The organism is Haloarcula sp. Atlit-120R (assembly GCF_003665885.1).
GTDB classification, from domain to species: Archaea; Halobacteriota; Halobacteria; order Halobacteriales; family Haloarculaceae; genus Haloarcula; species Haloarcula taiwanensis.
In genome coordinates, this window is sequence record NZ_QPLN01000010.1 from 36,001 (window position 1) to 57,876 (window position 21,876).

Genomic DNA, 21,876 nt, shown 5'->3' on the forward strand with positions numbered 1-21,876 from the left:
ACTCGCAGGGTGGTGATAGAACACTTGTATAGTGGTGTCGGGTCAGCTGGGTGGTGATGTCAGAACACTTGTAGGGTGGTGTACCAGCTCAGTATGACCCACACAGACCGCGTACAGTAGCGTACTGACCAGTCTAGTTGGTACATTCGGGCTGTGGAGACTGTCAGGGGTGAACTGCCGTCGTAGCGACAGCTGGCCAGTCAGATTCCCCAAAGAACACTCGAAGGGTGGTGTTCCCGGGAAAAACACGCTGTCCGTGACCCAATCAATCAACCGGTGTCTGTCGGCTGATACCGACCGGTTACATCGGGGCTTGGTTGTAGATGAGGTTCCGCTGGATGTCGTTGGCTCCTTCGTAGATGACCGGAATCCGAACGTCGCGGTACACGCGGGAGATCCGGTTCTCCGTTAGCACGGACCGGCCGCCGTGGAGTTGCATCCCCTTCTCCGCACAGTCCATCGCAGCCTCGGTCGCCTTGGTCTTTGCCAGCGCGGCCCAGTAGCCGGCGTTCTCCTGATTGGCGACGCGCTCGGCCGCGTGCCAGGTGAGGGCTCGGGCGGACTGGAGGCCGAGTTGCATATCGGCCAGTTTGTGCTGGACAGCCTGGAACTCGTCGACGGTTTTGCCGAAGGCCTCGCGGTCGTGGACGAACTCCCAGGCTTCTTCGATGGCCGCCGCAGCGAGACCGATGCCGTGGCCGCCGACGACAACGCGACCGTGATTGAAGAATTCGGCAAGCATATAGAAGCCAGCCCCTTCGACGCCGATCAGGTTCTCTTCCGGAATCCGGCAGTCGTCAAGCACGATGTGGGCCTGCTTGGACGCCCGGAAGCCCATCTTCTCGGGGATGTGTTCGGCGTGGTAGCCGTCGGCATCCGTCGGGACAATAAACATCGAGTAGTTCCCATAGCGGTCGTTCGGGTCGTCGCCGGTCTTGGCGTACAGCGTCACCCAGTCCGCCTCGACCCCGTTGCCGATCCAGTACTTTTCGCCGTTGATCACCCACTCGTCGCCATCCTTCTCGGCGGCCGTCGTCATCCCGGCGAGGTCGCTCCCCGTCTCCGGCTCGGAGACAGCGAGGCCAGTAAGCTGGTCACCGCCGGCGACGGGCTTGAGGAACTCTTCTTTCTGCCAGTCCGCGCCGTGGTCTTCGACAATCTCTGCGCCGAAGCTAGCGAGCTGAATCGTCAGCGCGATCCCTGCGTCGGCTTTGTACAGTTCCTCCGCCATCGCAAGCATCTGCTGGAGGTCGTAGCCGCTCCCACCCCACTCTTCGCCGATATCCTGAGCGACGAGTCCGGCCTCCGTCGCCGCTTCGAGCACTTCCCAGGGGTACTCTCCGGACGCGTAGTATTCCCCTGCAACTGGTTCGATGTGCTCCGTGGCGAACTCCCGAGCCTCTTCCTTGACCTCGTGTGCGTGCTCCGGAACGAGTTTCTCGGATAGTAGTTCCATGGCGAATATCATGGTTTGTGTACTCATATACTCCGTGGAACTCTGCCAAACACCGTCGTAGTTGTTTCCCGGAAACTCCTGATAATCGGCCAGCACGCTTTTGCATGGCTGTGGCCTTCCTCGAACATGAATCGTCGAGACTACCTGCTCGCCGGAGCAACCCTCGGAACCGCCGGGCTTGCGGGGTGTTCGTTTCTGGCTGCAGCCGAGGCACCGCCACCGAACGTTCCGACAGCACAACTGAAAGACGGTGGCTGGACGCGAACGGACCAGTCCTCGGACACAGTGTTCGACCGAAGCTACGGTCCGGTTTCGGTCGAGGCCGTCTCCAGCACGGTCCAGTATGTCGACGAACAGCTACAGGAGCGCGTCGCCAGCCGTACCCTCGACCAGGTCCAGACTGCGCTCTCCGTGTTTTTCGCCACGCGAGTGGATTTCAGCCCGAACCTCGACAATCTCCCGGCTGGCGCGGGCCGCGAGGAACTACTTTCGGAAGTCAGAACAAACGCTCGCGACAGTTTCGAACAACAGATGGAAGCGCAGGGGCTGACAGACATCGAGCAATCCGGCGAGGGAACAATCGATATCGCCACCGGTGAGACGGCCGAAACGGTCGAACTGTCCGCTGTGTACCCGTTCGAGGGAATCTCTTTTGCGGTGACGGAAAATGAGGCGGTCGAGATACCGGCCAGCAATATCGACATCTCGGCGATGTTCGCCGTCTGGCACCACGGTGATTTTGTCATCATCTCCGGGGGTGCGTACCCGGCGCAGAACTTCGCACAGACCGTCGAAACCGACCTGAGCGACGGCATCACGGTCTCAGTCGACGTCGACCTCGGCCTCCAGCCAGCCACCTACCGGACCGAAGTTCGGGATCTCGTCGCAGGCGTCCAGTAACTGTACCGTACTCTCTCACTCAGGTGCGGCATCGTCGGGGACGCGGCCCTCAACGAGCGATTCGTCGGCGTACTCGTCACGGAGCGACTTCTTGTCGAACTTCCCGGTTGCTGTCTTTGGCACCTCGTCGATGGTGATGAAGTTGTCCGGGACCCACCACTTGGGGTAGGAGTCGAGGATGTGCGCCCGGAGTTCGTCACCGAGCGTCTCCTCGTCGGCGTCGGCCGTCGGAACGATCATCGCGAGGGGGCGCTCCTGCCAGCGCTCGTGTGGGACACCGATGACTGCGGCTTCGTTCACGTCGTCGTGGGCTATCAGTTCGTTCTCTAGTTCGAGCGAGGAGATCCATTCCCCGCCGCTCTTGATGACGTCTTTCGCCCGGTCGACAATTTTGATGTAGCCGTCCTCGTCGACGGACACCACGTCGCCGGTCTTCAGATAGCCGTCCTCGAACTCCTGTTCGTTTGCCTCCGGCCGCTTGAAGTACTCCGTGGTCACCCACGGGCCGCGGATGTGGAGTTCGCCGAAGTCCTCGCCGTTGTGCGGGACCTCGTTGCCGTCGTCGTCGATGACACGGAACTCCAGCCCGGGCGTGACGAGCCCCTGCTTTGCCCGCTTATCTAGCTGCGTCTGGTAGTCAGCGTCCGCCAAGTCACTCCGCAGGGACGCTACCGCACCCACCGGAGCCGTCTCGGTCATCCCCCAGGCGTGGACCAGTTCCACGTCATGGTCGTCGAAGAACCGAATCATTGCTTCCGGCGCGGCGCTTCCGCCGACAATGAGCCGCTCAAGCGATGAGAGGTCGACATCGTTCTCTTTGATGTACTCCATCAGCCCCAGCCAGACAGTCGGGACACCAGCCGTGACGGTGACATCCTCTTCCTCGATGAGCTTTGCGAGGTCCGCCGGCTCCGGCTGTGGCCCGGGGTAGACGTGCTTGGCCCCGCCAGCAGTTGCCGAAAACGGGAGGCCCCACGCGTTGACGTGGAACATCGGGACGACCGGCATCACGACGTCGTCGTCGTCGAGCGGAATCCCCTGTGGCGACTGAATCGCCATCGTGTGGCTCCACAGCATCTGCTGGGTGTACTCAACGCCTTTCGGCCGCCCGGTCGTGCCGGATGTGTAACAAAGGCCGGCAGGACGCTCCTCCTCCAGTTCGGGCCAGTCGTACTCCGTCGGCTGGTCGGCGATGAACGACTCGTAGGCAACGGCATCGAGGTCAGTGTCCGGGACGGACTCACTCATCACGACGAACTGCTCAACCGTTTCGAAGGAGTCGGGATCATCGGCGGCGGCACCCTCGAGTTTCGGCAGGAGCGATTCGTCGACGAAGATGAGTTCGTCCTGTGCATCGCTGACGATATACTGGATGTGTTTGTCGGGCAGGAGCGGGTTGATCGTGTGTAGCTGCGCACCGGTCCCCGGCACCCCGAAGTACGTCTCGAAGTGACGGCTGTGGTTCCAGCAGAACGTCCCGAGTCGTTCCCCGTCGCCATAGCCGGCTGCCTCGATTGCGTTCGCTAACTGCGCCGTCCGCTCGGCATATTCGGCGTAGTCGTGACGGACGATGCCCTCGTGGGTACGAGAGACGACCTCTGTGTCCGGATATAGTGTTTCTGCACGCCACAGGAACGGTCGGAGAGTTTGTGGGCTACCTCCTGGCATATCATGACGCAAGGGCCCACGATACAAGAAACACTGCTAAATCTTTTATGAAGGACAAGGAGTTCATCCGTCGCGCCCGCCGTCTCCATCATTACGGCCTGCTTACACTTCGATTTCCTGCATCAGGTCGACCAGTTCTTCGAGTTCCGGAAACGTGTACACCTTTACGTTGATATCGGACTCCAGTGCGTGGACGCGGGAGTCGAACATCAGCGCCATCTCGTTGTCCCGATCGCCGACGAGCTGGTCCACCATTCCACTCCCCGGGCCGAACGTGAAGTTCGGCGTGGAGATGTCGATGGTGGTATCGAGCACGTTCGCCCAGCCGTCGATGAAGCCGCTGGTCATTATGTTGCCGATTTCCTGAATCGCTGATCGCTCCATATCGGTGAAACCGCTCGCGTTGGGGTCTGTCTCACCCATATCGCCGATCATCCCAGTAGCGAGGTCCTTCGCACTGGCGGCGTTGAACAGGAACAGGATATGCCCATGGGGCTTTTCGACCATTTCGATACTGATACCGATCTGCTTCTCGTCGCCGACGTGTGTTTTGATATCCGGGATATCGATGAAGTTGATCTTCGTGATCTCCATCTCCGTCTCCATCCCTGTCATCTGGCTGAGGTGGTTCGCAACGGTGTTGCCGCCCTCTTTAGCCATCTGATTGAACAACCCGAGCTTCCGAATATCTATCATCAGACTCATTCGTTAGGACCAGCGTTGCCGCTGAGTTGTGTGGCCTCATACATAAGCTATGCACCCGCATTTTCGTCGGCGAGAATCAGAGCGTGTTGGTCCTGTGCCGCTCACTCCATACGGACGCTCACGGCAACGCCCTCGCCTAGCGGCAACAGCCCTGTCTCGAACTCCGGGTCGTCGCCGACGCATTCGAGATACGCGGCGATACCGCGACTCGTTTCGTTCGCATCGATGTCATCGCCGTCCAGCAGTGCCCGGACTGCCTCGAACTCCAGCGGCCCGGCCTCGATCATGTTATCGGCGACTACGGCCCCGCCGACCGGCACTTTCTCCCGGACAGCCTCGAAGGCCTCTGTATATCGGTGTTTCTCGTTGTCGATGAGCACAACGTCGAACGGGCCGTCGTACCCCTCGACAATTTCGATTGCGTCCCCGTGCTCGAAGGCTGCCCGGTCGCTGAACCCGCCGCGGTCGAGGAACTCACGGGCGTCTTCGAGTTCGTCGGCGTCAATCTCCGTCAGAACGATCTGCCCACTGTCGGGCACGGCTGGAGCCATCCAGTAGGCCGAGTAGCCGAAGCCGGAGCCGAACTCGAAGACGCGGTCGGCGTCGACCATCCGGGCGACGAGGCGGAGCCACCCGCCGACTGCGGGGCCGACCGTCGGGAATCCTTCCCGGTCGGCTTTGGCGTCCATCTCCTCGATGACTGCATCGCTGGCCGGTGCCAGTGTCCGGGCGAACTGCGCTGTCACTTCCGGGAGCGGGGTTTCATCCATGTCGGGCTATGTCGGGAGCGGTGACATAAATGAGTGGGTCCAGGCCGGGACTAACCGAGTTCGAGGCGTTCGACGTACCGGATGACCGACTCCAGCGCGGGATTGTGATAGTACTCGACAGTGTTGGCCGCCGTCTCGTATGAGAGAATCCCGAGATCGTCCAGCCGCGGCAGGTGGTTGTGTGCCAGCGATACGCCCACTTCGTCGCGCGATTTTGGCGTCTCCCTGGCTGGAATCGCCTTTTCGCGTTCGTAGACGCGGTCGACGAGGTCGTCAAGTGGGATCTCGGTTTCAGACCGGTCTTTCAGGTGATACAGGAGACTCCGTCGCCGCGGGGCGGAGATCAGCTCCAGCACCTGATCAAACGAGTACGGTATCGGAATCGTTTCGGGTTCCTGCGGGTCGCCCTTCTTGACGCCGCCGGGTGGGGTGACGGTATTCCGAAACGTCGGCGACTCCTCTGCGTCTTTCGACGCCGTGACGGTCCAGCCGTGGCCCGGGAGATACTCGTAGACGACATCATACAGCGGCCGAAACATCTCAACTGTCTCTTCCGTATGAGCCTCCGGGTCCATGTGGTGGTGGCTTGAGACGTTCATCTCGGCACACTGGCGGTTCAATGCGGTCACCAGCGCGATGACGCGGTCACGCTCCCAGGACTCGAGCAGTCCAGTTATTGAATGGAGACAGAGCAGTAGCGGCGCATCCGACTGTTTCAGTCGACCGAGATGTCGGGAGACGGTCGCGCCGATATCTATCGGGGCCACTGTCCCGGGGAGGGTATCGAGCGTCAATGAGGGAAATGCGCCAGAGGCCGCTGCCTGTGAGTTCGCCGGTAACTCGCTGCCGGCGTCGACGATGATCGCCTCCTCGGGCATCTCGTCGTCGAGGTGCTGTTGCCACAGCGAGAGGCGGGAATCGGGGGACTCAGTCACTGTGACACAGATTGCTTTCGACTCACTGGCCCCTTGCTCAGCCAGGAATCCTGCACAGCCCTCTCGTTCGGCGTCGCTCGAATCGCGTGCCAGCACCAATACGGACGACGCCTCTTTCAGAGGTTGGTCCACTGTCCCACTCCCGGAGTTCATTGCGTACTGTATCGTATCAGGAACCATAAAGGCATCAACAAATAAGCGTTCTCTAGACAGACGATACCGGGTAACGACCATGTTCTAATACGAGCGGCATCCGTCTCGGCTCTCGCTGTGTAATCAGTTCGTACTGTGTGCCAGTGCGTCTCGATTCCGAGGATTTTTGCAGTGCTAGGCGGTAGTATTGACTATGCCAATCATGTCGAGCAGCGACTTTTCTATCCACATCGAGGAGTGTGACGAGTTCGACGATGGGATGCCGATAAGTTCGCTTCCGGACGAAGTCACGTCCATCGACGACCTCGATTGCGAGTGCTGGAGTGGGTTCGAATCGCTGGACGAAATCTAACAGGAGCACAACAGCCTGCGTTTCATCGCTGGGCCTTCGGTCGACGGCTGTCAGGTGTGTGCTTGCCGGTACTCCCGTCGGTCAACACGCACCGCCAGCATGACTTCTTTCAGAGCTTGTCGACATCCCGAGCCGCTTCTGCCTGTTCCCGGACGGAACCGAGCGTCGCGTCCGGGCTGGTGGCGGCTACCGCCGCGTTGACTGCGCCCTCCAGCACTGGCGCGTCCGCTATCGCGGCCTCAGTCTCGCTCAGTTCGATGGCGACCTCGGTGTTCATAACGGCGCTACCGAGGTCCACGAGGACAACGACACCGTCGCCGTCGTCGGCGGCAGCAAGCGCAGCTTCGATGTCGTCGGGGACCGTCCCGATACCACCGTCACTGTCGCCACCGACCGGTTCGATGGGTGTCTCACCGGCCATCTCCGCGGCTATTTCCGAGATTCCCTGTGCGGCAGTGTAACTATGGGAAACGACAACGAGTCCTACCATTACTCCTCGGTCGCCTCCCCATCGGGAATCGTCGGAGAGGTGGCGTCGACCGACGGGACTACCTGGTCGAGGTGATCTGCGGCCGTCGCCAGCAGCTCTTCCATGATGTACAGCGTGCTTGTCGCTCCCGGGTCTTGATGCCCGACTGACCGCCAGCCCAGATACGACGCCCGACCCTTTGCGGCCCGGATGGGGACGGTGAATGCGACGCCGTGCTCCGCTGCCGCGACGGCTTTCGCGAGGGCGTCGAGCGGGGGCAGGTCGTCCGTCTCGACGGACTTCTTGAACGTGTGAACCGCTGGGACGAGCGCGTCGACCATCGTCTTGTCGCCGACCTTCGCGTCGCCGCGGTCCTGCACCTTCTCCAGGTACGTCTCCGCGAAGGCGACGGCCGATTCGGCGGTGAGGCCGTCGCTCAGCTCCGCACTGGCGAACACGAGCGAACCGCCGTACAGCGGCCCCGACGCCCCACCGACCTCCGACAACAGGGTCTCTCCGGCAGTTTTGACGACCGCCTCGACCGTTGGGCTGTCGAGGTCGGTAACCGCTTCGGCTGCTGCCTGCCACCCCCGGGCCATGTTACCGCCGTGGTCGGCGTCGCCGATTGCGGAGTCAAGATCGGTGAGGTGCTCCCGTTCGGTCTCGATTCTGTCCGCGACGTTCTCGACGGCCGCGACGGCAGCGGCCGCGGCGTCGCTCTCCGGGCTCATCGGACCGTCAGAGCCGGTGTTTCGGCTGGCGCGCCCAGCAGCGCTTTCAGTTCCTCGTCCACCGCACAGACCGTAATTGAACACCCTGCCATGTCCAGCGAGGTCATGTAATCTCCCACCCACGCGTCCCACGTCTCGATGTCCCGTTCACCGAGGAGTTCCTGCAGGCGACGGTTGACGACGAACAGTTCCATCTGTGGCGTCCCGCCCATCCCGTTGACGATGGTGACGACCTCTTGGCCGGCGTCCAGTTCGAGGTCGTCGAGGACGGCCTCGGTGAGTTCCTCGGTAATCTCGTCGGCGGACATCGCCTCTGTCCGCTCGACCCCCGGCTCGCCGTGGATGCCGATGCCGAGTTCGATTTCGTCTTCGCCAAGGTCGAACGTCGGTTCCCCCTTTTCAGGGGTGACACAGGAGGTGAGGGCCATGCCCATCGTCCCGACATTGTTAACGACCTTGTGTGCCACGCGCTGTACCTCGTCGAGGTCCGCGCCTTCAGCGGCCTTCGCGCCGGCGGCTTTGTGGACGAGAATCGTCCCACAGACGCCGCGGCGACCGCTCGTGTACAGCGAGTCCTCGACGGCCACGTCATCGTCGACCACGACTTCGGCGACTTCCGTCCCCTCCATCTCCACCATCTCCCCGGCCGTTTCGAAGTTCATCACGTCGCCCTCGTAGTTTTTGATGACCAGCAGGACGCCCGCCCCGCTGTCGCAGGCGTCGACCATCGCTTCGAGTTCGTCCGCTGTCGGGGAGGTGAACACTTCTCCCGCCGCTGCACCGTCGAGCATTCCCTCGCCCAGATAGCCGGCGTGTGTCGGCTCGTGACCGCTCCCGCCGCCGCTGACGACCGCCACCTTGTCGTCGACCGGCGCGCTGTCCCGGACCAGCACTTGTGTGTCAGGTAACCGGCGAACGGTGTCGGGGTACGCCGCGACCATCCCGTCGAGCATCTCGTCGACGACCGTCTCCGCATCGTTGATGAGCTTCTTCATGATCTATGTTGACGAATGTCTCACCACCGCATAAAGGTACTGTAGCTCGGGATGTCTCGACCGGTCTCCACAGGTCGTCACTCGCTCCGGCAACGCAACTTCCCGAAGCTTCCGCTCGCGCTCCGCCGTTCTATTCAGACGTCCCAGTAGGCTGGTTCGTTACCGGGCTTCCACTTTATCGAGCACCCTCTGGATGGTTTCTCGACTGCCGTAATCTGGTCGCCACTGAGCAACGTTTCGACGTGTGCAGCCATCTCCCGCTCGCTCGGTTCGTCGTCCGGGTTCGGTGCGTCGTCGAGGCGGCCGTGGTACGCCAGTTTGAACGTTCCATCGTCGTTTCGGAACAAGAACGGATCGGGGGTACAGCGAGCGCCGTACGCGGCCGCGACATCCTGTGGCTCATCGAATAGATACGCGTCGTACTGTATCTCTCCACGGTCGACGAGTTCCTGCATCCGCTCGAACGAGTCGTCTGGGTACTCTTCAGGGTCGTTGGCGTTGATTCCAATGACAGCGAGATCGTTGTAGTCTGTCGCGAGACGGTTTAGCTCTCCAATCTTCGCTTTCGCGTACGGACAGTGGTTGCACGTAAATACGACCAGTAGTGCGTCCTTGTCCGTGAAATCCGACAGTGAGTGCGTTTTTCCGTCCGCTCCCGGGAGTTCGAACGTCGGTGCTCTGTCCCCACGTCCGAGCACGTCGGACTCCGAATCGAGTGAAACCATCGCCTCTCACTACGACTGTCACCGTCAAAAGTCCACGGACGCTGGGCTGACTTCTGTGACAGCCGCTTTACTCAGTTGTCCACTTCGCCAGATGTCGCTGCTGCGGCATCGAAAGCCTTCGCTGCCTCGAACGCCTCGCTCCCATTGTCGACGGAGAACAGCGTCTCTTTCCCGTCTGCTTCGTGTTTTTCCAGCAGTCCGACCGTCACTAGCTCTTCGAGCGTCCCATCAAGGTACAACGTCTTCAGCGGCACGCCGGCCGCTTCACTCAGGGCGGTTTTCGTGTACGTCTCGTCCGCATCGAGACGGAGTAGCGTGTCGATAACTGTTGCCGCCTTATCGTGGTTCGCGATGTGTGCCCATCCCGTGTCGGAATCTGCCCGCTGGCCACCCTCTTCGAACATTAATCAACATCTAACCGGCAGAGATATTAAAACCGTCTGGTGTGGTTCGACCCGAATGATGTGATCCTCTCCCACTATTGAGCAAGGCTTTTGTCCGCGTCACTCTGCTGGCACTGTATGAGCAGTCGCCGCGAGATACTCGACCTGCTACGGGAGAACGCTCGCTACACGACCGAGGACATCGCTCGGTTGACCGATTACTCCGAGAGCGAGGTAGCCGAACTTATCGACGAATTTGAGGAGGCAGGCATCATTCGCGGCTATCAAGCTGTCGTCGACTGGAACGCGGTCGAGAGCGACGAGGAACGCGTCCGTGCCACTGTCGAACTCAACGTTACGCTGGACCGTGAGACCAGCTACGACGACATCTCCGACCGGATAGCGAAGTTCCCGGAAGTGACGTCACTGCGCCTCGTCAGCGGTGACTACGACTTCGATCTGGAGGTTGAGGGCGATTCGATGCGCGAAGTGTCGCACTTCATCAGCGACAAAATCGCACCAATCCCCGAGATTACGCAGACGGTAACCCACTACATCATGGAGTCGTACAAGGAGCAGGGGATGGAGTTCGACGACCACGACGACGATGACCGGCTGTCCGTCTCACCATGACGTTCGAGCCAGCGGACAGAGTCGACAGCGTGCCGCCCTCCGGCATCCGTCGATTCTTCGAACTGGCCGAGGAGATGGACGACATCATCTCGCTCGGGGTCGGTGAGCCGGACTTCTCTGCCCCATGGGCGGCCCGTGAAGCCGCTATCGCGTCGCTCGAACGCGGCCAGACCTCCTACACCGCCAATCGCGGCAAGCGGGAGCTCCGGGAACGCATTGCAGACTACGAAGCGGCGACACACAACCTGCAGTACGACCCTGACGAGGAAATCCTCATCACCGCGGGTGCGAGCGAGGGTCTAGACCTCGCTTTTCGGGCGCTGCTAAACCCCGGAGACTCAATCGCTATCGCCCAGCCCTGCTACGTCTCGTACGTCCCCGGCGCGACGTTCGCCGGCATCGACGTGATTGACGTTCCAACACGCGCGGAAGACGAGTTCAAACTCACCCGAGAGGTGCTGGAGTCGTCCGGTGCGGCCGAGGCCGACGCACTCGTGTACTGCTACCCGAACAATCCGACCGGAGCGACGATGACGGCCGAGGAGATGGCGTCCGTTGCAGCCTTTTGCCGCGAAAACGACCTCCTCGTGTTCGCCGACGAGATCTACGCCGATCTCACGTACGAACACGACCACACGTCTATCGCGACCCTTCCCGGGATGCGCGAGCGGACCGTCGTGTTCAACGGGTTTTCCAAGGCGTTCGCGATGACGGGGTTCAGACTGGGCTACGCGATGGCCCCGCCAGAGGCTATCAAGGCGATGAACCGAATCCATCAGTACTCGATGCTTTCGGCCCCGACAACGGCTCAGCACGCCGCTATGGAGGCACTCGACAACTGCCGCGACGAGGTCACGGAAATGGCCGCGCAGTACGACCGCCGACGGAAGTACGTCCTCACGCGCTTCGAAGAAATGGGACTTGATTGCTTCCCGGCGGCTGGGGCGTTCTACGCGTTCCCGGAGTGTCCCTGGGACGATGCCGGTGAGTTCGCCGAAAGTCTGCTTCAGGAAAAGCGAGTCGCGGTCGTCCCCGGCACAGCCTTCGGCGAGGGTGGATCAGGTCATCTGCGAGTGTCGTACGCGACGGGCCTTGATGACCTCAAAGAAGCGATGGCCCGGATAGAGTCGTTCATTAATTGACAGTAAGGGTCGGCGAAACATTCAGTATGGTCCACTTACTACCGTGAGGAGACCGTGATACAAACGACCGGAATCTCTTTTTCAGCTACATTTGATGGGGGTAAAGTTTTTTCCTGCCTAACGGGAGATGAATAACAATGGCTATCGATGATACTGGGGGAGGTGAGTCAGAGCAGGTCAATAGTGGGGGGAGCCTGACTGACAAGCCTGTCCGGGTCGGCGAATACACGTGGGATGATCTCCGGCGGGAGGTCCACGACGGCGGCCGGTTTGACCGGAGCGTGTACCTCGGCTTCGAGCCGAGAGAACTCAGCCAGCGACTCGAAAACGCGGCGAGCGCCGGGAAAACACTCCAAGCGCCATTCGAAGAGTATCTTGATCCAACAACGACGCCAGTCGCGAAAGATATCTACACGTGGGAGCATTTCAAACAGGAGTATTATTACGAGGACGGCAGCCTCCCCCGTGACAGTGACGGCGAGGTCATCCCTTTCGATGCCAGTGAGTATCTAACCTTCGACCCTGAACACACGGAAAACAAGCTCTCCGCCGCCGAAGGCATCGCCAGTGAACTGCACGAGTACGTCGACGAAAACACCGTCGACGTGAATCCGGAACTGGACGAAGACGAGTTCTTCTCGACACGGGAGGGCCACACAACTGTCGTTAACCGCTATGACCTCGAAAAAGCCGTTCCCCAGTCGAAGAAATCCCACTTCAGGGAACTGGAACGGTACTGGGTGAACAAGCCCTACGCCTGCGTCGTCATCTTCCACTCACGGAAAGAGAACGAGAAGAAGTACTACGTCATCGAGCCGTATCTCACCGACATCGAGATCGACCTTCGGGAGTTCCTGTCGGGCAAACTCAAAACCGCGATCAAGTATTCTGAGGATGACGTGATCGTCCAGGGGACCGACGCCGACCGGGCACAGGTCATCCAGCGGGAGGCCGAACAGCTCCTTTCACGGTACGACCTCTACGACGGCTCAGTCTCCGGTAGCGGCGAAGAGAGCGTTCTCGGCCAAGTCAAAGAGCTGTTCGGACTAGACGAGGAGACTCAAAGTGAAACCACGGGGCAACTCTCCGGCATCTCGACACGTCCGGAACCGGCTATCCTCGAAGACGACGAACCGAAACTAAACGAGTATCAGGTCGAGAAGCTGCTGTACATGCTCAAGCGGGACTTCGTCGGCTACGCCCGCATTGACGGCGTCAAACACGACATCAACGTGGAGGACATCTCCTGTGACGGGTACAACTCCCGGGTGTTCGTCTATCACACCGACTACGAGCAGATCATCTCGAACGTCGAACACGGCAAGGGCGAACTCGACGACTTCGTCGTCAAACTCGCACAGCGTTCCGGGAAGGGTATCTCGAAGCGCCAGCCACAGGTCGACGCGACGCTCCCGGACGGGTCGCGTGCGCAGTTGACGCTCGGCCGTGAGGTGTCCGATCACGGGACCAACTACACCATCCGGCAGTTCAAGGACGTCCCGTTTACCCCGGTCGACCTCATCAACTGGAACACCTTCTCTTTGGACGAGATGGCGTTCCTCTGGCTCTGTATCGAGAACAACAAGAGCCTCATCTTCGCCGGCGGTACTGCTTCGGGGAAGACGACCAGCCTAAACGCTGTCTCGCTGTTCATCCCGTCAAACTCCAAGATCGTCTCCATCGAGGACACGCGTGAGGTCGAACTCCCACAGCGTAACTGGGTGGCCAGCGTCACGCGCCCCTCGTTCGGTGAGGACGACAAGGGCGATGTCGACGAGTTCGACCTGCTGGAGGCCGCGCTCCGCCAGCGTCCGGACTACATCGTCATGGGTGAGATCCGTGGCGAGGAAGGCCGGACGCTGTTCCAGGTCATGTCGACCGGCCACACCACATACACGACGTTCCACGCCGACTCCGTCGGTGAGGTCATCAAGCGGTTCACCACCGAGCCAATCAACGTCTCGAAGACGCTGTTTACGGCGCTCGACCTCGTCTCGATTCAGACCCAGACGCGGGTCGACGGGAACAAGGTCCGCCGGAACAAGTCCCTGACCGAAATCAACGAGTACTCCGCCGAGAACGACGAAATCAACGTCCGGGACGTCTACGAGTGGCGCGCCGAGACGGACGAGTACATCCAGATGGGGAACTCCAACACCCTCGAAGAAATCAAGTTCGACCGCGGGTGGACCCAGGACAAACTCGACGAGGAACTGTTCAAGCGGAAAGTCGTCCTCGCGTACCTCATCGAAAAGGGGCTAAACACCTACACGCAGGTCGCAGCGACAATACAGGCGTTCATCAACGACCCCGAGACCATCCTCACGCTCATCGCCAACGACCAGCTCGAACTGTCGCTTGAGGACCTCCGAGAGATGGAATCCGTCAAGATCGACATCGACCCGGAGAAAGAGGAGATGGTGCCCCGGCCGGACGCGCCGCCGGAGATGGTCGAGGAGACCAAGCAGGTACTTGATAACGCACAACCGCTGTTCAACACCTACAAGAGCCGCGAAACCCCGGATATCGTCTCAGCGCTGATGGACGATTCTGAGGAGAGTGATGACGAAGACAGCATCGACTTCGGCCAGTTCGTTCCGAAGGCCGGTGCGGAGGCAGATAGCGAATGAGCCTCGACACACCGAGTCAGCAACAGGTGGGCAGCGGCGGTGCCCTCGGTGACACGTTCTACCCGGCGTACCAGATGGTGTTCGACGACGAGGGCGACTTCGTCAACAGCGTCGAGAACAAACTCGCAGAGGCCCGGATGGCCGACAACGTTGAGATGTTCCTTGCACGCGCACTCGCAGTCGGTGTCATCGCCGGCTTGGCGCTTTGGCTCGTCGGCACGTTCCTCGGGTATCTGCTGGTCCAGTTGCTGTTTACCGGTGGAGAGGCCCCGACACTCATCGGGATTCCGGTGTCTGAGAGCGTCTCAGCGATCCTCGATATGCTGAAACTCCCATTCCTCGTCATCGTGACCGGGTTCGTATTCGGTGCCATCGGGTTCGGAATCGGGTTCGGGTCGCTGGTCTCGATACCGTACTTCCGTGCGAGCGCGCGCGAGCGCGAAATCAATGTCCTGTTGTCCGACTCGATCTCGTTCATGTATGCGCTGTCCGTCGGCGGGCTCAACCAACTCGAAATTCTGCAATCGATGGGGAAGGCCGAAGACACGTACGGTGAGGTCGCAAAGGAGTTCCAGTCTATCGTGCTGGAGACGGAGTATTTCGATACCGACTACCGGACTGCTGTTCGGAACCAAGCGCTCCAGACCCCCTCGGACGAACTGTCGCAGTTCCTGACGGATATGCTCTCCATCATCAACTCCGGCGGAGACATGACCTCCTTCCTCGAAGATCAGAAGGAAAAACACATGCGAACCGCCCGGCAGGAACAGGAGAAGATGCTGGAGACGCTGGAGCTGTTCGGCGAGATGTACATGACGCTCTCGCTGTTCCCGCTGCTTCTCATCATCATTCTGGTCATTATGTCGATGATGGGTAACGCCCAGAAGTCGCTCATCTACGGCACCGTGTACGGGCTGATTCCCTTGACCGGGCTGGGCTTTCTCGTCCTCGTCTCGACTGTCACGCAGGACTCCATCGGCGACGGCTATCTGCGTTCGAGCCCCGGTGAGAAGGAACTCGTCGTCGACGAAGGTGTCGGCGTGTTCAACCTCGGGCTCATCGAGAGCTACACAGGGACCTACAGTGTCTTCGACCGGATCAAGAGCCGGGAAGGAACTCACGAGCTCCTCGCTATCCTTACACGGCCTGACCTGTTCTTCCGTGACCATCCGCTGTTGGTGCTGTGGCTGACGGTTCCGCTGTCAATTCTCGCTGTCGTCGCGGCTATCGTCATCGGCTGGGCCCCGCTATCGCTGGATGGGATGATCGCTGTCCCGGTTCGGTCGACGTTTTTCTGGGTGTACGTCCCGATGTACCTCAATTTCGTCCCGCTGATGATATTCTACGAATGGAACCAACGCTCGCGGAAGGCGATCATCGGAAAGCTATCCGAGAACCTCCGGAAGCTGGCGTCGGCCAACGACACTGGGATGACGCTTTTGGAGTCGGTCAAGGTTGTCTCCGAAACGTCCTCGGGAAAACTCTCTGAGGAGTTTGAGACCATTCACGCGAAGGTCAACTACGGCACGAGCCTGAAAGATGCGCTCCGGGAATTCAACAACAAGTACAACGTCCCGCGACTGGCGCGGACGGTCAAGCTCATCGCTGAGGCACAGGAAGCCTCCAGTCAGATTCAGGACGTGCTTTCGACGGCCGCACAGGCCTCGGAAAATCAAGACGATATCGAACGGGAGCGCAAATCCCGGACGCGGATGCAGACGGTCATCATTCTGATGACGTACCTGACGCTGCTCGGCGTGATGGCGTTGCTGAAAACACAGTTCCTCGACGTGATGTCTGGGCTGGCGACGCAGGCGTCCGGGGCGAGCAACCCGAGCGCGCCCGGCGGCGGGTTCGGTGGCAGCGTCGACACGGAACTGCTGTCGATGCTGTTCTTCCATGCGGTGACGCTGCAGGCGTTGCTGTCGTCGTTTATCGCCGGTTACATTCGGGAAGTGAAGCTCGTCGCAGGCGTCAAATTCGCGGTCGTCCTGTCGACAATTGCACTGGTGGTGTGGATCGCCGTGGGCTAGCATCCAACTCGCGGGTCGACAGCGGACGTATCAAATACAAATAGGGTGTGTGGGATATGGATACAAGAGCACAAACACCGCAGGACTTCGCCATCGGAGTGAGTGTCCTGCTCGTGACGATCATCGGGGTATTGGCATTCGTACAGGGCAGTGCGGTCGGCGTGTACGAATCCCCAGACGTACAGCGTAACCAACCAATTGCAGACAGGGCGGCGACGTACCTTGTTGAAAACCACTCGGTTGAGGGGACACGGAACTTCATTCGATACAACACGAGCGGTGGGATCAACGAGTCCCTCAACGAGGACAGTTCCGAACTCGATAACCTCAAGACCAACGCCGGACTCGATGTCGCGACGGAACGCCGCGTGAATCCACGCGTGAACGTAACGGTGGTCAACGCGTCAGCGCTCAAAGCAGGAACACGGGACCCGGCAGTCGATAGCCACGGCCAACGGCTCGCTTGGGGGCCTGATGCCGCCGGTCGAGACAACGTTGCGTCGACGACCCGTGTCGTGAAACTGACCAACGCAACCGGCCAGTGTGACCCGGTCTGCTGGCTCGTCGTGAGGGTGTGGTAACGATGCGTGGCCAAGCCTACACGCTGGAAGGCGTTCTCGCGGCTATCGTCGTTGTGACGGCGACTGTCTACGGCCTGTCAGCAGTCGACACCGGCCCGTTCCAGACAGGCGCTCAGCAGCGGACGGCGGCACTGGAAACACGCGCGAGCGACACGCTATCACTGGCGGCAGAAACCGGAGCGCTGCACAACGCGACGGCGTGTTACAGCGTCGGCACACCGACACTCAACGGCAACCAGACGGGTAGCTCCACAGCCTTCGAGTCGATGTTGAATCGGAGCTTTGACCGGCAGGGAGAACAGTACAACCTCTACTTCAGTTACTGGGACTCGGATTCGAGTGCACGACAGACCGCGCTCGTCTCGCAGGAATCAGACGAGAACGTCGTTGAGAGGCCGGCAGATGCAGCCGTCGCAACCGAAACAGTGACACTGACCGACAATATGCCCGCCCGGATCGGCGACTGCAGCGGTACCGGCCCGTCCCTCTCGGCTGTCGACGGGTATTTCGCCCCCGACGCGGAGCCCGACTCTATTGTCTACAATGTCGTGGAGGTGCGTCTGGTCGTATGGTAGCCAACGAACGCGGACAACTGTTGTTGATCGGTGGCGTCGCCATCGCTATTGTCGTGTTCAGCACGATACTGTTTGCCCACAGTCTCGCTGTCACTGACGGTATCACGACCACCGGAAGTGCAGATACTATTGAGCGTTCGGCTGACCGCGAAGCCTCCGTCGAGCGGGACCTCGGTGTGCTTGCAATTAAGGCACGCGGCGACGATCTCGACGGATTCGAGGGGCGATATGAACACGCGCTCCAGAACTACACGCGGACACACAACCGGGTTGTCGCAAGCAGCGGCGGCACCTATCTCAACGCGACGCTGAACGAGTCCGCGTCGCTCGGCACTGAAGTAAACCAGACGGGCACGTCCTCCAAGTTCCAGCGACCAGACCCATCGGGTGGTCCACAGAACGACTGGCTAGTTGCCAATGATATCTCTCGTATCGCGGTGTTCAACCTCACTGCTGATGTCGTTGGCGGTTCGATGAATACCTTCACTGTTAGTGTTCGAAACAGCTCCACGGATCTAACACTGTCAATCGAGCCGAGCACTGTTGGGAGTGGGAACAATGTCACAGTCGACGGCAAGACGCAATGTCACGGCAGCGGTGATGTCACCGTCGACTTGGTTGCCGGGTCATGCACTGTCGGAAGCAACAGCAGTTCCTTCGATAGCTACCACAGTCTCGACCCACCGTACTCAGTGAAAATAAAGAACGGAAATAAGGCCGAAGGGAAATACCGGTTTGCGGCAGTCGGGACGTTCCCGTCCTCGAACTATGCATCTCCAGTTTCGCGTGTCAACTATCCCGTCGTCCCTGCTATAGATGTGACCTACGACAGACCATCTGCGAGCTACAACCGAACAGTTCTGGTGGAGGTGGACGGCGGATGACCTTCGACCGTTTCCTGTCTGACAGTCGCGGCGTCTCGCCCGCGGTCACGCAGGCGCTCACTATCGGCATCACGTCGCTGCTGGTGACCGGTCTCCTCATCGGAGGGAGCCAGATGGTCGAGTCACAGCGTGAGCGAGTGACGGAAGAAGCTCTAGAGAACATCGGCGATGGTATCGCGCGCGACCTCATTCGCTTGGATGCATTCGATACCGAGACCCTCAATTCGTCAGTGTCGTTTCGAGCGACATACCCGGAACGGATCGCGGATCAGTCGTATAATGTCGAGGTCACTGGGGACCCGTCACGAACGCGCGTGTACGTGAACGCATCAGGGTTGAATCGGTACGCTGTCGTCCGATTCGAGAATGAAACTAGTGTCTGCTCGTCTGTCGTCTCTAGCGGGCCGCTGGCGGTTTCGTATAATGCGACAGCCAACTGTATGGAGGTGACACGCGGATGATCGCACAACTGTCAAACGGTCACGACCGCGGTGTGTCCGACCTGCTCGCGTTTACGCTCACGTTCAGTATCATCATCACCGGCATTGCGCTGGTAACGCTTGGTGGGCTTGGTGCCTTCGACGCCATTCAACAGGGAGCGACAACTGATGTCGCCGAAACGTCGATGATTGGGTTCGCAGAGACGACGGACGACCACATCCAGAGCGAAGCCCCACGACGAACCACGAGTATGAAACTACAGGGCCACGGACTCTCCATCCGGTCGTCAACCCTGAACGTGACTGTTGACGGACGGTCCGCGAATATTTCCACTGGAGCGTTCATCCGGGAAACCGATTCGGGGACTGATATCGTCTACACCAGCGGTGCAGTGTACCGGGTTCAGGAGGAGGGACTGGTTGTCTCACGGAAACCTGGCTTTCGGTGTACTCCCGAAAGCGGCAGCGTCTACCTTTCTGTCCTTTCGCTCGATGGACAGACGGATTTCTCGTCGTCGAGCCGCATTACCATCGAGACCACTATCCAGAACAGGACGCTTGTTTCGCCACGGGCTGGCAAGTCACCTTCCGCGACAACCGTCTCAGTCAACGTCTCGAAGACTGCGTACCCGGATGCGTGGCACCGGCTGTTCGAGGAGGAACTGTCGCACTGGTCGGACCATTCGGAACCGCATACATACCAGTGTACTGGCATCAACCGCGCTGTTGTCCACAATACGTCGGTCGGTGTCAGGACCGTCACTTGATGATCCCTGTCTGCGGTACATACACCTGCTGCTACAGAACCCGACCCTGAACGGGAAAAAGTCGTTATGCAGCAGCAACCAGCGCTGCAATGAATGACCACTCTGTCCCGCTGTCTGCTTCTTCTTGTTTCGCCATAGCCGCAGTTTTGTCTCGTGGGTGTTTCCAGTTCATCACGGCCATAGGTACGTGCTCACCAGGTATTAAGTGTTCGATATCTAATATATTTCGTGGTCTTTCATGATTGAGAGCGCTTCGCAGGTCAATAGTCCGTTACTCCCTTGGAACAGTAGCGACAGAGAACTGTCATAATTGCGTTTGCACCCTTCATTTAACATCGGCAATAAGTATATGAATAGTACCAACTGAAGCCGAAACCCGGGTTGTCGGAGTTATTGCGCTGGTATTCCATCCGATATTTGTACCTGAGACTGATGAGGACTGTATCTGAATGGGCACCACGTGTGGGTCGTTGGCAAGGTAGTACTATTACCCTCCACACCATAAGATTGGACACTAATGAAGAAACAAGAACTCATTCACCTTCACAGCCTTCTCGCGCAGGTACAACACCACTACGAGCACGAGGCGGACACAAGCGTCCAGCATGATCTGTACGCTGACCTTGGTGTGAAACCGACATCGATCCACAAATCAAAGACAGATCATAAGGAAGCGGTGTTTGCGCTCGCATCCGGACTGACGGATGCGATGTCCGAGGAAGCCGACGAACCGCAGGCGCTGACTGCCGACTGAATCTACGTCTTGTCGTCAGTCCGTTTTTGGAGTTCACTGTTTCCGATAGTCACTGGTCAATTCCTGTCATGGCACGGCGGCATGGTACACGCTATCTCGCCTCTCAAACAACTTATACGGACGGCGGCCGTATTTATGCTGTGAGCGACGATTCAGGGCGGCGGAATCTCCGCATGCCTACAAGTGACGAGATGTTCGCAGTGGTAACAGAGCACCTTGGCGGGAATCACGTCCGTATTCGCTGCGAGGACGGTGAAACTCGACTCGGTCGGATTCCGGGCCGAATGAAGTTCCGGACCTGGATCAACGAGGACGACATCGTTCTCGCTGAACCGTGGGACTGGCAAGACGAGAAGGCCAACATCGAATGGCGCTACAAGGGACAAGACGCTGACCAGCTCCGTTCGGAAGGCCACATTGACTCGCTGACCGCCTGATTTTACCACTATACGCGCGTCCTGGTTCACGATGACGGTAAGATATTTCTCTGTCGCGATCAGCGCTGGCCCCTGTTCTGAGCGATAGCTTCCCCGGCGTCCCGACACTTGTTTTGTCACACCGTTTAGTACACTACAACTGTCTACCGTCAGGTTCGTAACCCTCCCGATTGATATATAATGGATTGCTGGCCCTTGGCTGCTGGGCCCTGTGTCAGAGTCCAAATATAAAGACACCTTGGATCATAGACATCCTGTCGCTGTCTTGCGGTTATTCGTGTCACGGCATCACGTTACGTATGCGTCGTGTGTGTCCTGCACAGGGCAGGTCCGAGACGATTCATTTATATGTTCCCCCGTCTTCTGAACTAATGCGAAGGTCGCACCGGGCAGCGAGCCCGGGTCGACGTGCTCGGTCGGCCACCTGGGTCGGCCCGAGCCACGAACGGAACTCGTCTTCCCTTCTGGGGTCGGCGAGATCCACACTATGAGGATTCCACCCCTGCGGTCCGCCGTCAAGATGGAATCTGATGTGAGCCCACGGACCCATGCAGTAGTCAACACTGGCGTAGGAACCAGTGTGTTTGCTTCCGACGGAGTGCAACCACTTCCGCCGCTGATGTATATCAGCACATTCCGGTTGATCCTGCCGGAGGCCATTGCTATCGGAGTCCGATTTAGCCATGCTAGTCGCACGAGTTCAGACTCGTGGCATATAGCTCAGTAACACGTGGCCAAACTACCCTACAGACCGCGAT

At 59.4% G+C, this 21,876-nt stretch carries 23 protein-coding genes and 1 rRNA gene; 14 read left to right on the forward strand and 10 right to left on the reverse strand.

All coding sequences use genetic code 11. The features are described 5' to 3' along the window. Positions 1–301: 301 nt before the first annotated feature. On the reverse strand, positions 302–1,456 hold the full coding sequence (locus tag DVK01_RS20145) for an acyl-CoA dehydrogenase family protein (RefSeq protein WP_121538565.1): 1,155 nt from the start codon (positions 1,454–1,456) through the stop codon (positions 302–304). A 126-nt stretch (positions 1,457–1,582) separates the two neighbouring features. Here DVK01_RS20145 and DVK01_RS20150 point away from each other — a divergent pair, with 126 nt between their 5' ends. Further along, positions 1,583–2,356: a DUF6517 family protein gene (locus DVK01_RS20150; protein ID WP_101350334.1), complete on the forward strand. Its 774-nt coding sequence runs from the start codon at positions 1,583–1,585 to the stop codon at positions 2,354–2,356. Between the two features lie 15 nt (positions 2,357–2,371). Here DVK01_RS20150 and DVK01_RS20155 read toward each other — a convergent pair whose 3' ends face one another. The 4 genes from DVK01_RS20155 to DVK01_RS20170 form a co-directional block, all read right to left on the reverse strand. After that, the gene (locus DVK01_RS20155; protein WP_101350333.1) at positions 2,372–4,024 is read right to left on the reverse strand and encodes a long-chain fatty acid--CoA ligase; all 1,653 of its coding nucleotides are present in this window, start codon (positions 4,022–4,024) and stop codon (positions 2,372–2,374) included. Positions 4,025–4,126: 102 nt separating this feature from the next. Then, positions 4,127–4,729 (reverse strand): chemotaxis protein CheC, encoded by a 603-nt coding sequence (locus tag DVK01_RS20160; protein WP_049944153.1) that lies wholly within the window; start codon positions 4,727–4,729, stop codon positions 4,127–4,129. Between the two features lie 101 nt (positions 4,730–4,830). Continuing rightward, positions 4,831–5,499: an O-methyltransferase gene (locus DVK01_RS20165; RefSeq protein WP_101350332.1), complete on the reverse strand. Its 669-nt coding sequence runs from the start codon at positions 5,497–5,499 to the stop codon at positions 4,831–4,833. A gap of 50 nt (positions 5,500–5,549) precedes the next feature. Beyond that, entirely contained in the window at positions 5,550–6,587 is a 1,038-nt protein-coding gene (locus DVK01_RS20170; RefSeq protein WP_121538566.1) for a hypothetical protein, read from the reverse strand. A gap of 193 nt (positions 6,588–6,780) precedes the next feature. Here DVK01_RS20170 and DVK01_RS22420 point away from each other — a divergent pair, with 193 nt between their 5' ends. Beyond that, a complete protein-coding gene (locus DVK01_RS22420) occupies positions 6,781–6,939 on the forward strand; it encodes a hypothetical protein (protein WP_014040640.1) in 159 nt (52 codons plus the stop codon). A gap of 109 nt (positions 6,940–7,048) precedes the next feature. On the opposite strand, the gene dhaM is transcribed toward DVK01_RS22420, so the two are convergent. The 5 genes from dhaM to DVK01_RS20195 all read right to left on the reverse strand — a co-directional run bounded on the left by dhaM (position 7,049) and on the right by DVK01_RS20195 (position 10,263). Next, positions 7,049–7,429, reverse strand: coding sequence for a dihydroxyacetone kinase phosphoryl donor subunit DhaM (gene dhaM / locus DVK01_RS20175; protein WP_101350330.1), 381 nt, complete (start codon positions 7,427–7,429; stop codon positions 7,049–7,051). After that, positions 7,429–8,139 carry a dihydroxyacetone kinase subunit DhaL gene (gene dhaL, locus DVK01_RS20180; protein ID WP_121538568.1) on the reverse strand — a complete coding sequence of 237 codons (711 nt, stop codon included), beginning with the start codon at positions 8,137–8,139 and terminating at the stop codon, positions 7,429–7,431. The genes dhaM and dhaL overlap by 1 nt, the downstream gene beginning before the upstream one ends. Next, positions 8,136–9,134 carry a dihydroxyacetone kinase subunit DhaK gene (gene dhaK / locus DVK01_RS20185; protein ID WP_101350328.1) on the reverse strand — a complete coding sequence of 333 codons (999 nt, stop codon included), beginning with the start codon at positions 9,132–9,134 and terminating at the stop codon, positions 8,136–8,138. The genes dhaL and dhaK overlap by 4 nt, the downstream gene beginning before the upstream one ends. 134 nt (positions 9,135–9,268) lie before the next feature. Then, positions 9,269–9,859: a thioredoxin family protein gene (locus DVK01_RS20190; protein ID WP_121538570.1), complete on the reverse strand. Its 591-nt coding sequence runs from the start codon at positions 9,857–9,859 to the stop codon at positions 9,269–9,271. Between the two features lie 71 nt (positions 9,860–9,930). Continuing rightward, positions 9,931–10,263 (reverse strand): hypothetical protein, encoded by a 333-nt coding sequence (locus DVK01_RS20195; RefSeq protein ID WP_101350326.1) that lies wholly within the window; start codon positions 10,261–10,263, stop codon positions 9,931–9,933. 117 nt (positions 10,264–10,380) lie between these two features. Here DVK01_RS20195 and DVK01_RS20200 point away from each other — a divergent pair, with 117 nt between their 5' ends. The 12 genes from DVK01_RS20200 to DVK01_RS20255 all read left to right on the forward strand — a co-directional run. Next, entirely contained in the window at positions 10,381–10,875 is a 495-nt protein-coding gene (locus tag DVK01_RS20200; protein WP_053969292.1) for an Lrp/AsnC family transcriptional regulator, read from the forward strand. Continuing rightward, entirely contained in the window at positions 10,872–12,017 is a 1,146-nt protein-coding gene (locus DVK01_RS20205; protein WP_121538572.1) for a pyridoxal phosphate-dependent aminotransferase, read from the forward strand. Before DVK01_RS20200 ends, DVK01_RS20205 begins: the two co-directional genes overlap by 4 nt. 137 nt (positions 12,018–12,154) lie before the next feature. Next, positions 12,155–14,647: a type II/IV secretion system ATPase subunit gene (locus DVK01_RS20210; RefSeq protein WP_101350324.1), complete on the forward strand. Its 2,493-nt coding sequence runs from the start codon at positions 12,155–12,157 to the stop codon at positions 14,645–14,647. Continuing rightward, positions 14,644–16,680 (forward strand): type II secretion system F family protein, encoded by a 2,037-nt coding sequence (locus DVK01_RS20215; protein ID WP_101350323.1) that lies wholly within the window; start codon positions 14,644–14,646, stop codon positions 16,678–16,680. The genes DVK01_RS20210 and DVK01_RS20215 overlap by 4 nt, the downstream gene beginning before the upstream one ends. Positions 16,681–16,736: 56 nt before the next feature. Beyond that, positions 16,737–17,261, forward strand: a complete 525-nt coding sequence (locus tag DVK01_RS20220; protein ID WP_101350322.1) for a hypothetical protein — start codon at positions 16,737–16,739, stop codon at positions 17,259–17,261. A gap of 2 nt (positions 17,262–17,263) precedes the next feature. Continuing rightward, positions 17,264–17,836 carry a hypothetical protein gene (locus tag DVK01_RS20225; protein ID WP_101350321.1) on the forward strand — a complete coding sequence of 191 codons (573 nt, stop codon included), beginning with the start codon at positions 17,264–17,266 and terminating at the stop codon, positions 17,834–17,836. Next, positions 17,830–18,720, forward strand: a complete 891-nt coding sequence (locus tag DVK01_RS20230) for a hypothetical protein (RefSeq protein ID WP_101350320.1) — start codon at positions 17,830–17,832, stop codon at positions 18,718–18,720. Before DVK01_RS20225 ends, DVK01_RS20230 begins: the two co-directional genes overlap by 7 nt. Then, positions 18,717–19,181 (forward strand): hypothetical protein, encoded by a 465-nt coding sequence (locus DVK01_RS20235; RefSeq protein WP_121538574.1) that lies wholly within the window; start codon positions 18,717–18,719, stop codon positions 19,179–19,181. The genes DVK01_RS20230 and DVK01_RS20235 overlap by 4 nt, the downstream gene beginning before the upstream one ends. Beyond that, a complete protein-coding gene (locus DVK01_RS20240) occupies positions 19,178–19,927 on the forward strand; it encodes a hypothetical protein (RefSeq protein ID WP_101350318.1) in 750 nt (249 codons plus the stop codon). Before DVK01_RS20235 ends, DVK01_RS20240 begins: the two co-directional genes overlap by 4 nt. Positions 19,928–20,444: 517 nt before the next feature. Further along, positions 20,445–20,681: a UPF0058 family protein gene (locus DVK01_RS20245; protein ID WP_101350317.1), complete on the forward strand. Its 237-nt coding sequence runs from the start codon at positions 20,445–20,447 to the stop codon at positions 20,679–20,681. A gap of 140 nt (positions 20,682–20,821) precedes the next feature. Next, complete coding sequence (locus tag DVK01_RS20250) at positions 20,822–21,118, forward strand: translation initiation factor eIF-1A (protein WP_049919665.1); 297 nt, start codon at positions 20,822–20,824, stop codon at positions 21,116–21,118. Positions 21,119–21,751: 633 nt separating this feature from the next. Further along, positions 21,752–21,876, forward strand: a 16S ribosomal RNA gene (locus DVK01_RS20255); the annotation flags it as partial.

Excerpts from the sequence above, each read along its gene's own strand:
- DVK01_RS20150 (WP_101350334.1), top strand. The coding sequence starts at position 1,583 with ATGAATCGTCGAGACTACCTGCTCGCCGGAGCAACCCTCGGAACCGCC.
- dhaM (WP_101350330.1), bottom strand. The coding sequence starts at position 7,429 with ATGGTAGGACTCGTTGTCGTTTCCCATAGTTACACTGCCGCACAGGGA.
- DVK01_RS20245 (WP_101350317.1), top strand. The coding sequence starts at position 20,445 with ATGAAGAAACAAGAACTCATTCACCTTCACAGCCTTCTCGCGCAGGTA.
- dhaK (WP_101350328.1), bottom strand. The coding sequence starts at position 9,134 with ATGAAGAAGCTCATCAACGATGCGGAGACGGTCGTCGACGAGATGCTC.
- DVK01_RS22420 (WP_014040640.1), top strand. The coding sequence starts at position 6,781 with ATGCCAATCATGTCGAGCAGCGACTTTTCTATCCACATCGAGGAGTGT.
- DVK01_RS20195 (WP_101350326.1), bottom strand. The coding sequence starts at position 10,263 with ATGTTCGAAGAGGGTGGCCAGCGGGCAGATTCCGACACGGGATGGGCA.
- DVK01_RS20165 (WP_101350332.1), bottom strand. The coding sequence starts at position 5,499 with ATGGATGAAACCCCGCTCCCGGAAGTGACAGCGCAGTTCGCCCGGACA.
- DVK01_RS20215 (WP_101350323.1), top strand. The coding sequence starts at position 14,644 with ATGAGCCTCGACACACCGAGTCAGCAACAGGTGGGCAGCGGCGGTGCC.
- dhaL (WP_121538568.1), bottom strand. The coding sequence starts at position 8,139 with ATGAGCCCGGAGAGCGACGCCGCGGCCGCTGCCGTCGCGGCCGTCGAG.
- DVK01_RS20170 (WP_121538566.1), bottom strand. The coding sequence starts at position 6,587 with ATGAACTCCGGGAGTGGGACAGTGGACCAACCTCTGAAAGAGGCGTCG.
- DVK01_RS20210 (WP_101350324.1), top strand. The coding sequence starts at position 12,155 with ATGGCTATCGATGATACTGGGGGAGGTGAGTCAGAGCAGGTCAATAGT.
- DVK01_RS20235 (WP_121538574.1), top strand. The coding sequence starts at position 18,717 with ATGACCTTCGACCGTTTCCTGTCTGACAGTCGCGGCGTCTCGCCCGCG.
- DVK01_RS20155 (WP_101350333.1), bottom strand. The coding sequence starts at position 4,024 with ATGCCAGGAGGTAGCCCACAAACTCTCCGACCGTTCCTGTGGCGTGCA.
- DVK01_RS20225 (WP_101350321.1), top strand. The coding sequence starts at position 17,264 with ATGCGTGGCCAAGCCTACACGCTGGAAGGCGTTCTCGCGGCTATCGTC.
- DVK01_RS20200 (WP_053969292.1), top strand. The coding sequence starts at position 10,381 with ATGAGCAGTCGCCGCGAGATACTCGACCTGCTACGGGAGAACGCTCGC.
- DVK01_RS20205 (WP_121538572.1), top strand. The coding sequence starts at position 10,872 with ATGACGTTCGAGCCAGCGGACAGAGTCGACAGCGTGCCGCCCTCCGGC.
- DVK01_RS20240 (WP_101350318.1), top strand. The coding sequence starts at position 19,178 with ATGATCGCACAACTGTCAAACGGTCACGACCGCGGTGTGTCCGACCTG.
- DVK01_RS20220 (WP_101350322.1), top strand. The coding sequence starts at position 16,737 with ATGGATACAAGAGCACAAACACCGCAGGACTTCGCCATCGGAGTGAGT.
- DVK01_RS20190 (WP_121538570.1), bottom strand. The coding sequence starts at position 9,859 with ATGGTTTCACTCGATTCGGAGTCCGACGTGCTCGGACGTGGGGACAGA.
- DVK01_RS20230 (WP_101350320.1), top strand. The coding sequence starts at position 17,830 with ATGGTAGCCAACGAACGCGGACAACTGTTGTTGATCGGTGGCGTCGCC.
- DVK01_RS20160 (WP_049944153.1), bottom strand. The coding sequence starts at position 4,729 with ATGAGTCTGATGATAGATATTCGGAAGCTCGGGTTGTTCAATCAGATG.
- DVK01_RS20145 (WP_121538565.1), bottom strand. The coding sequence starts at position 1,456 with ATGGAACTACTATCCGAGAAACTCGTTCCGGAGCACGCACACGAGGTC.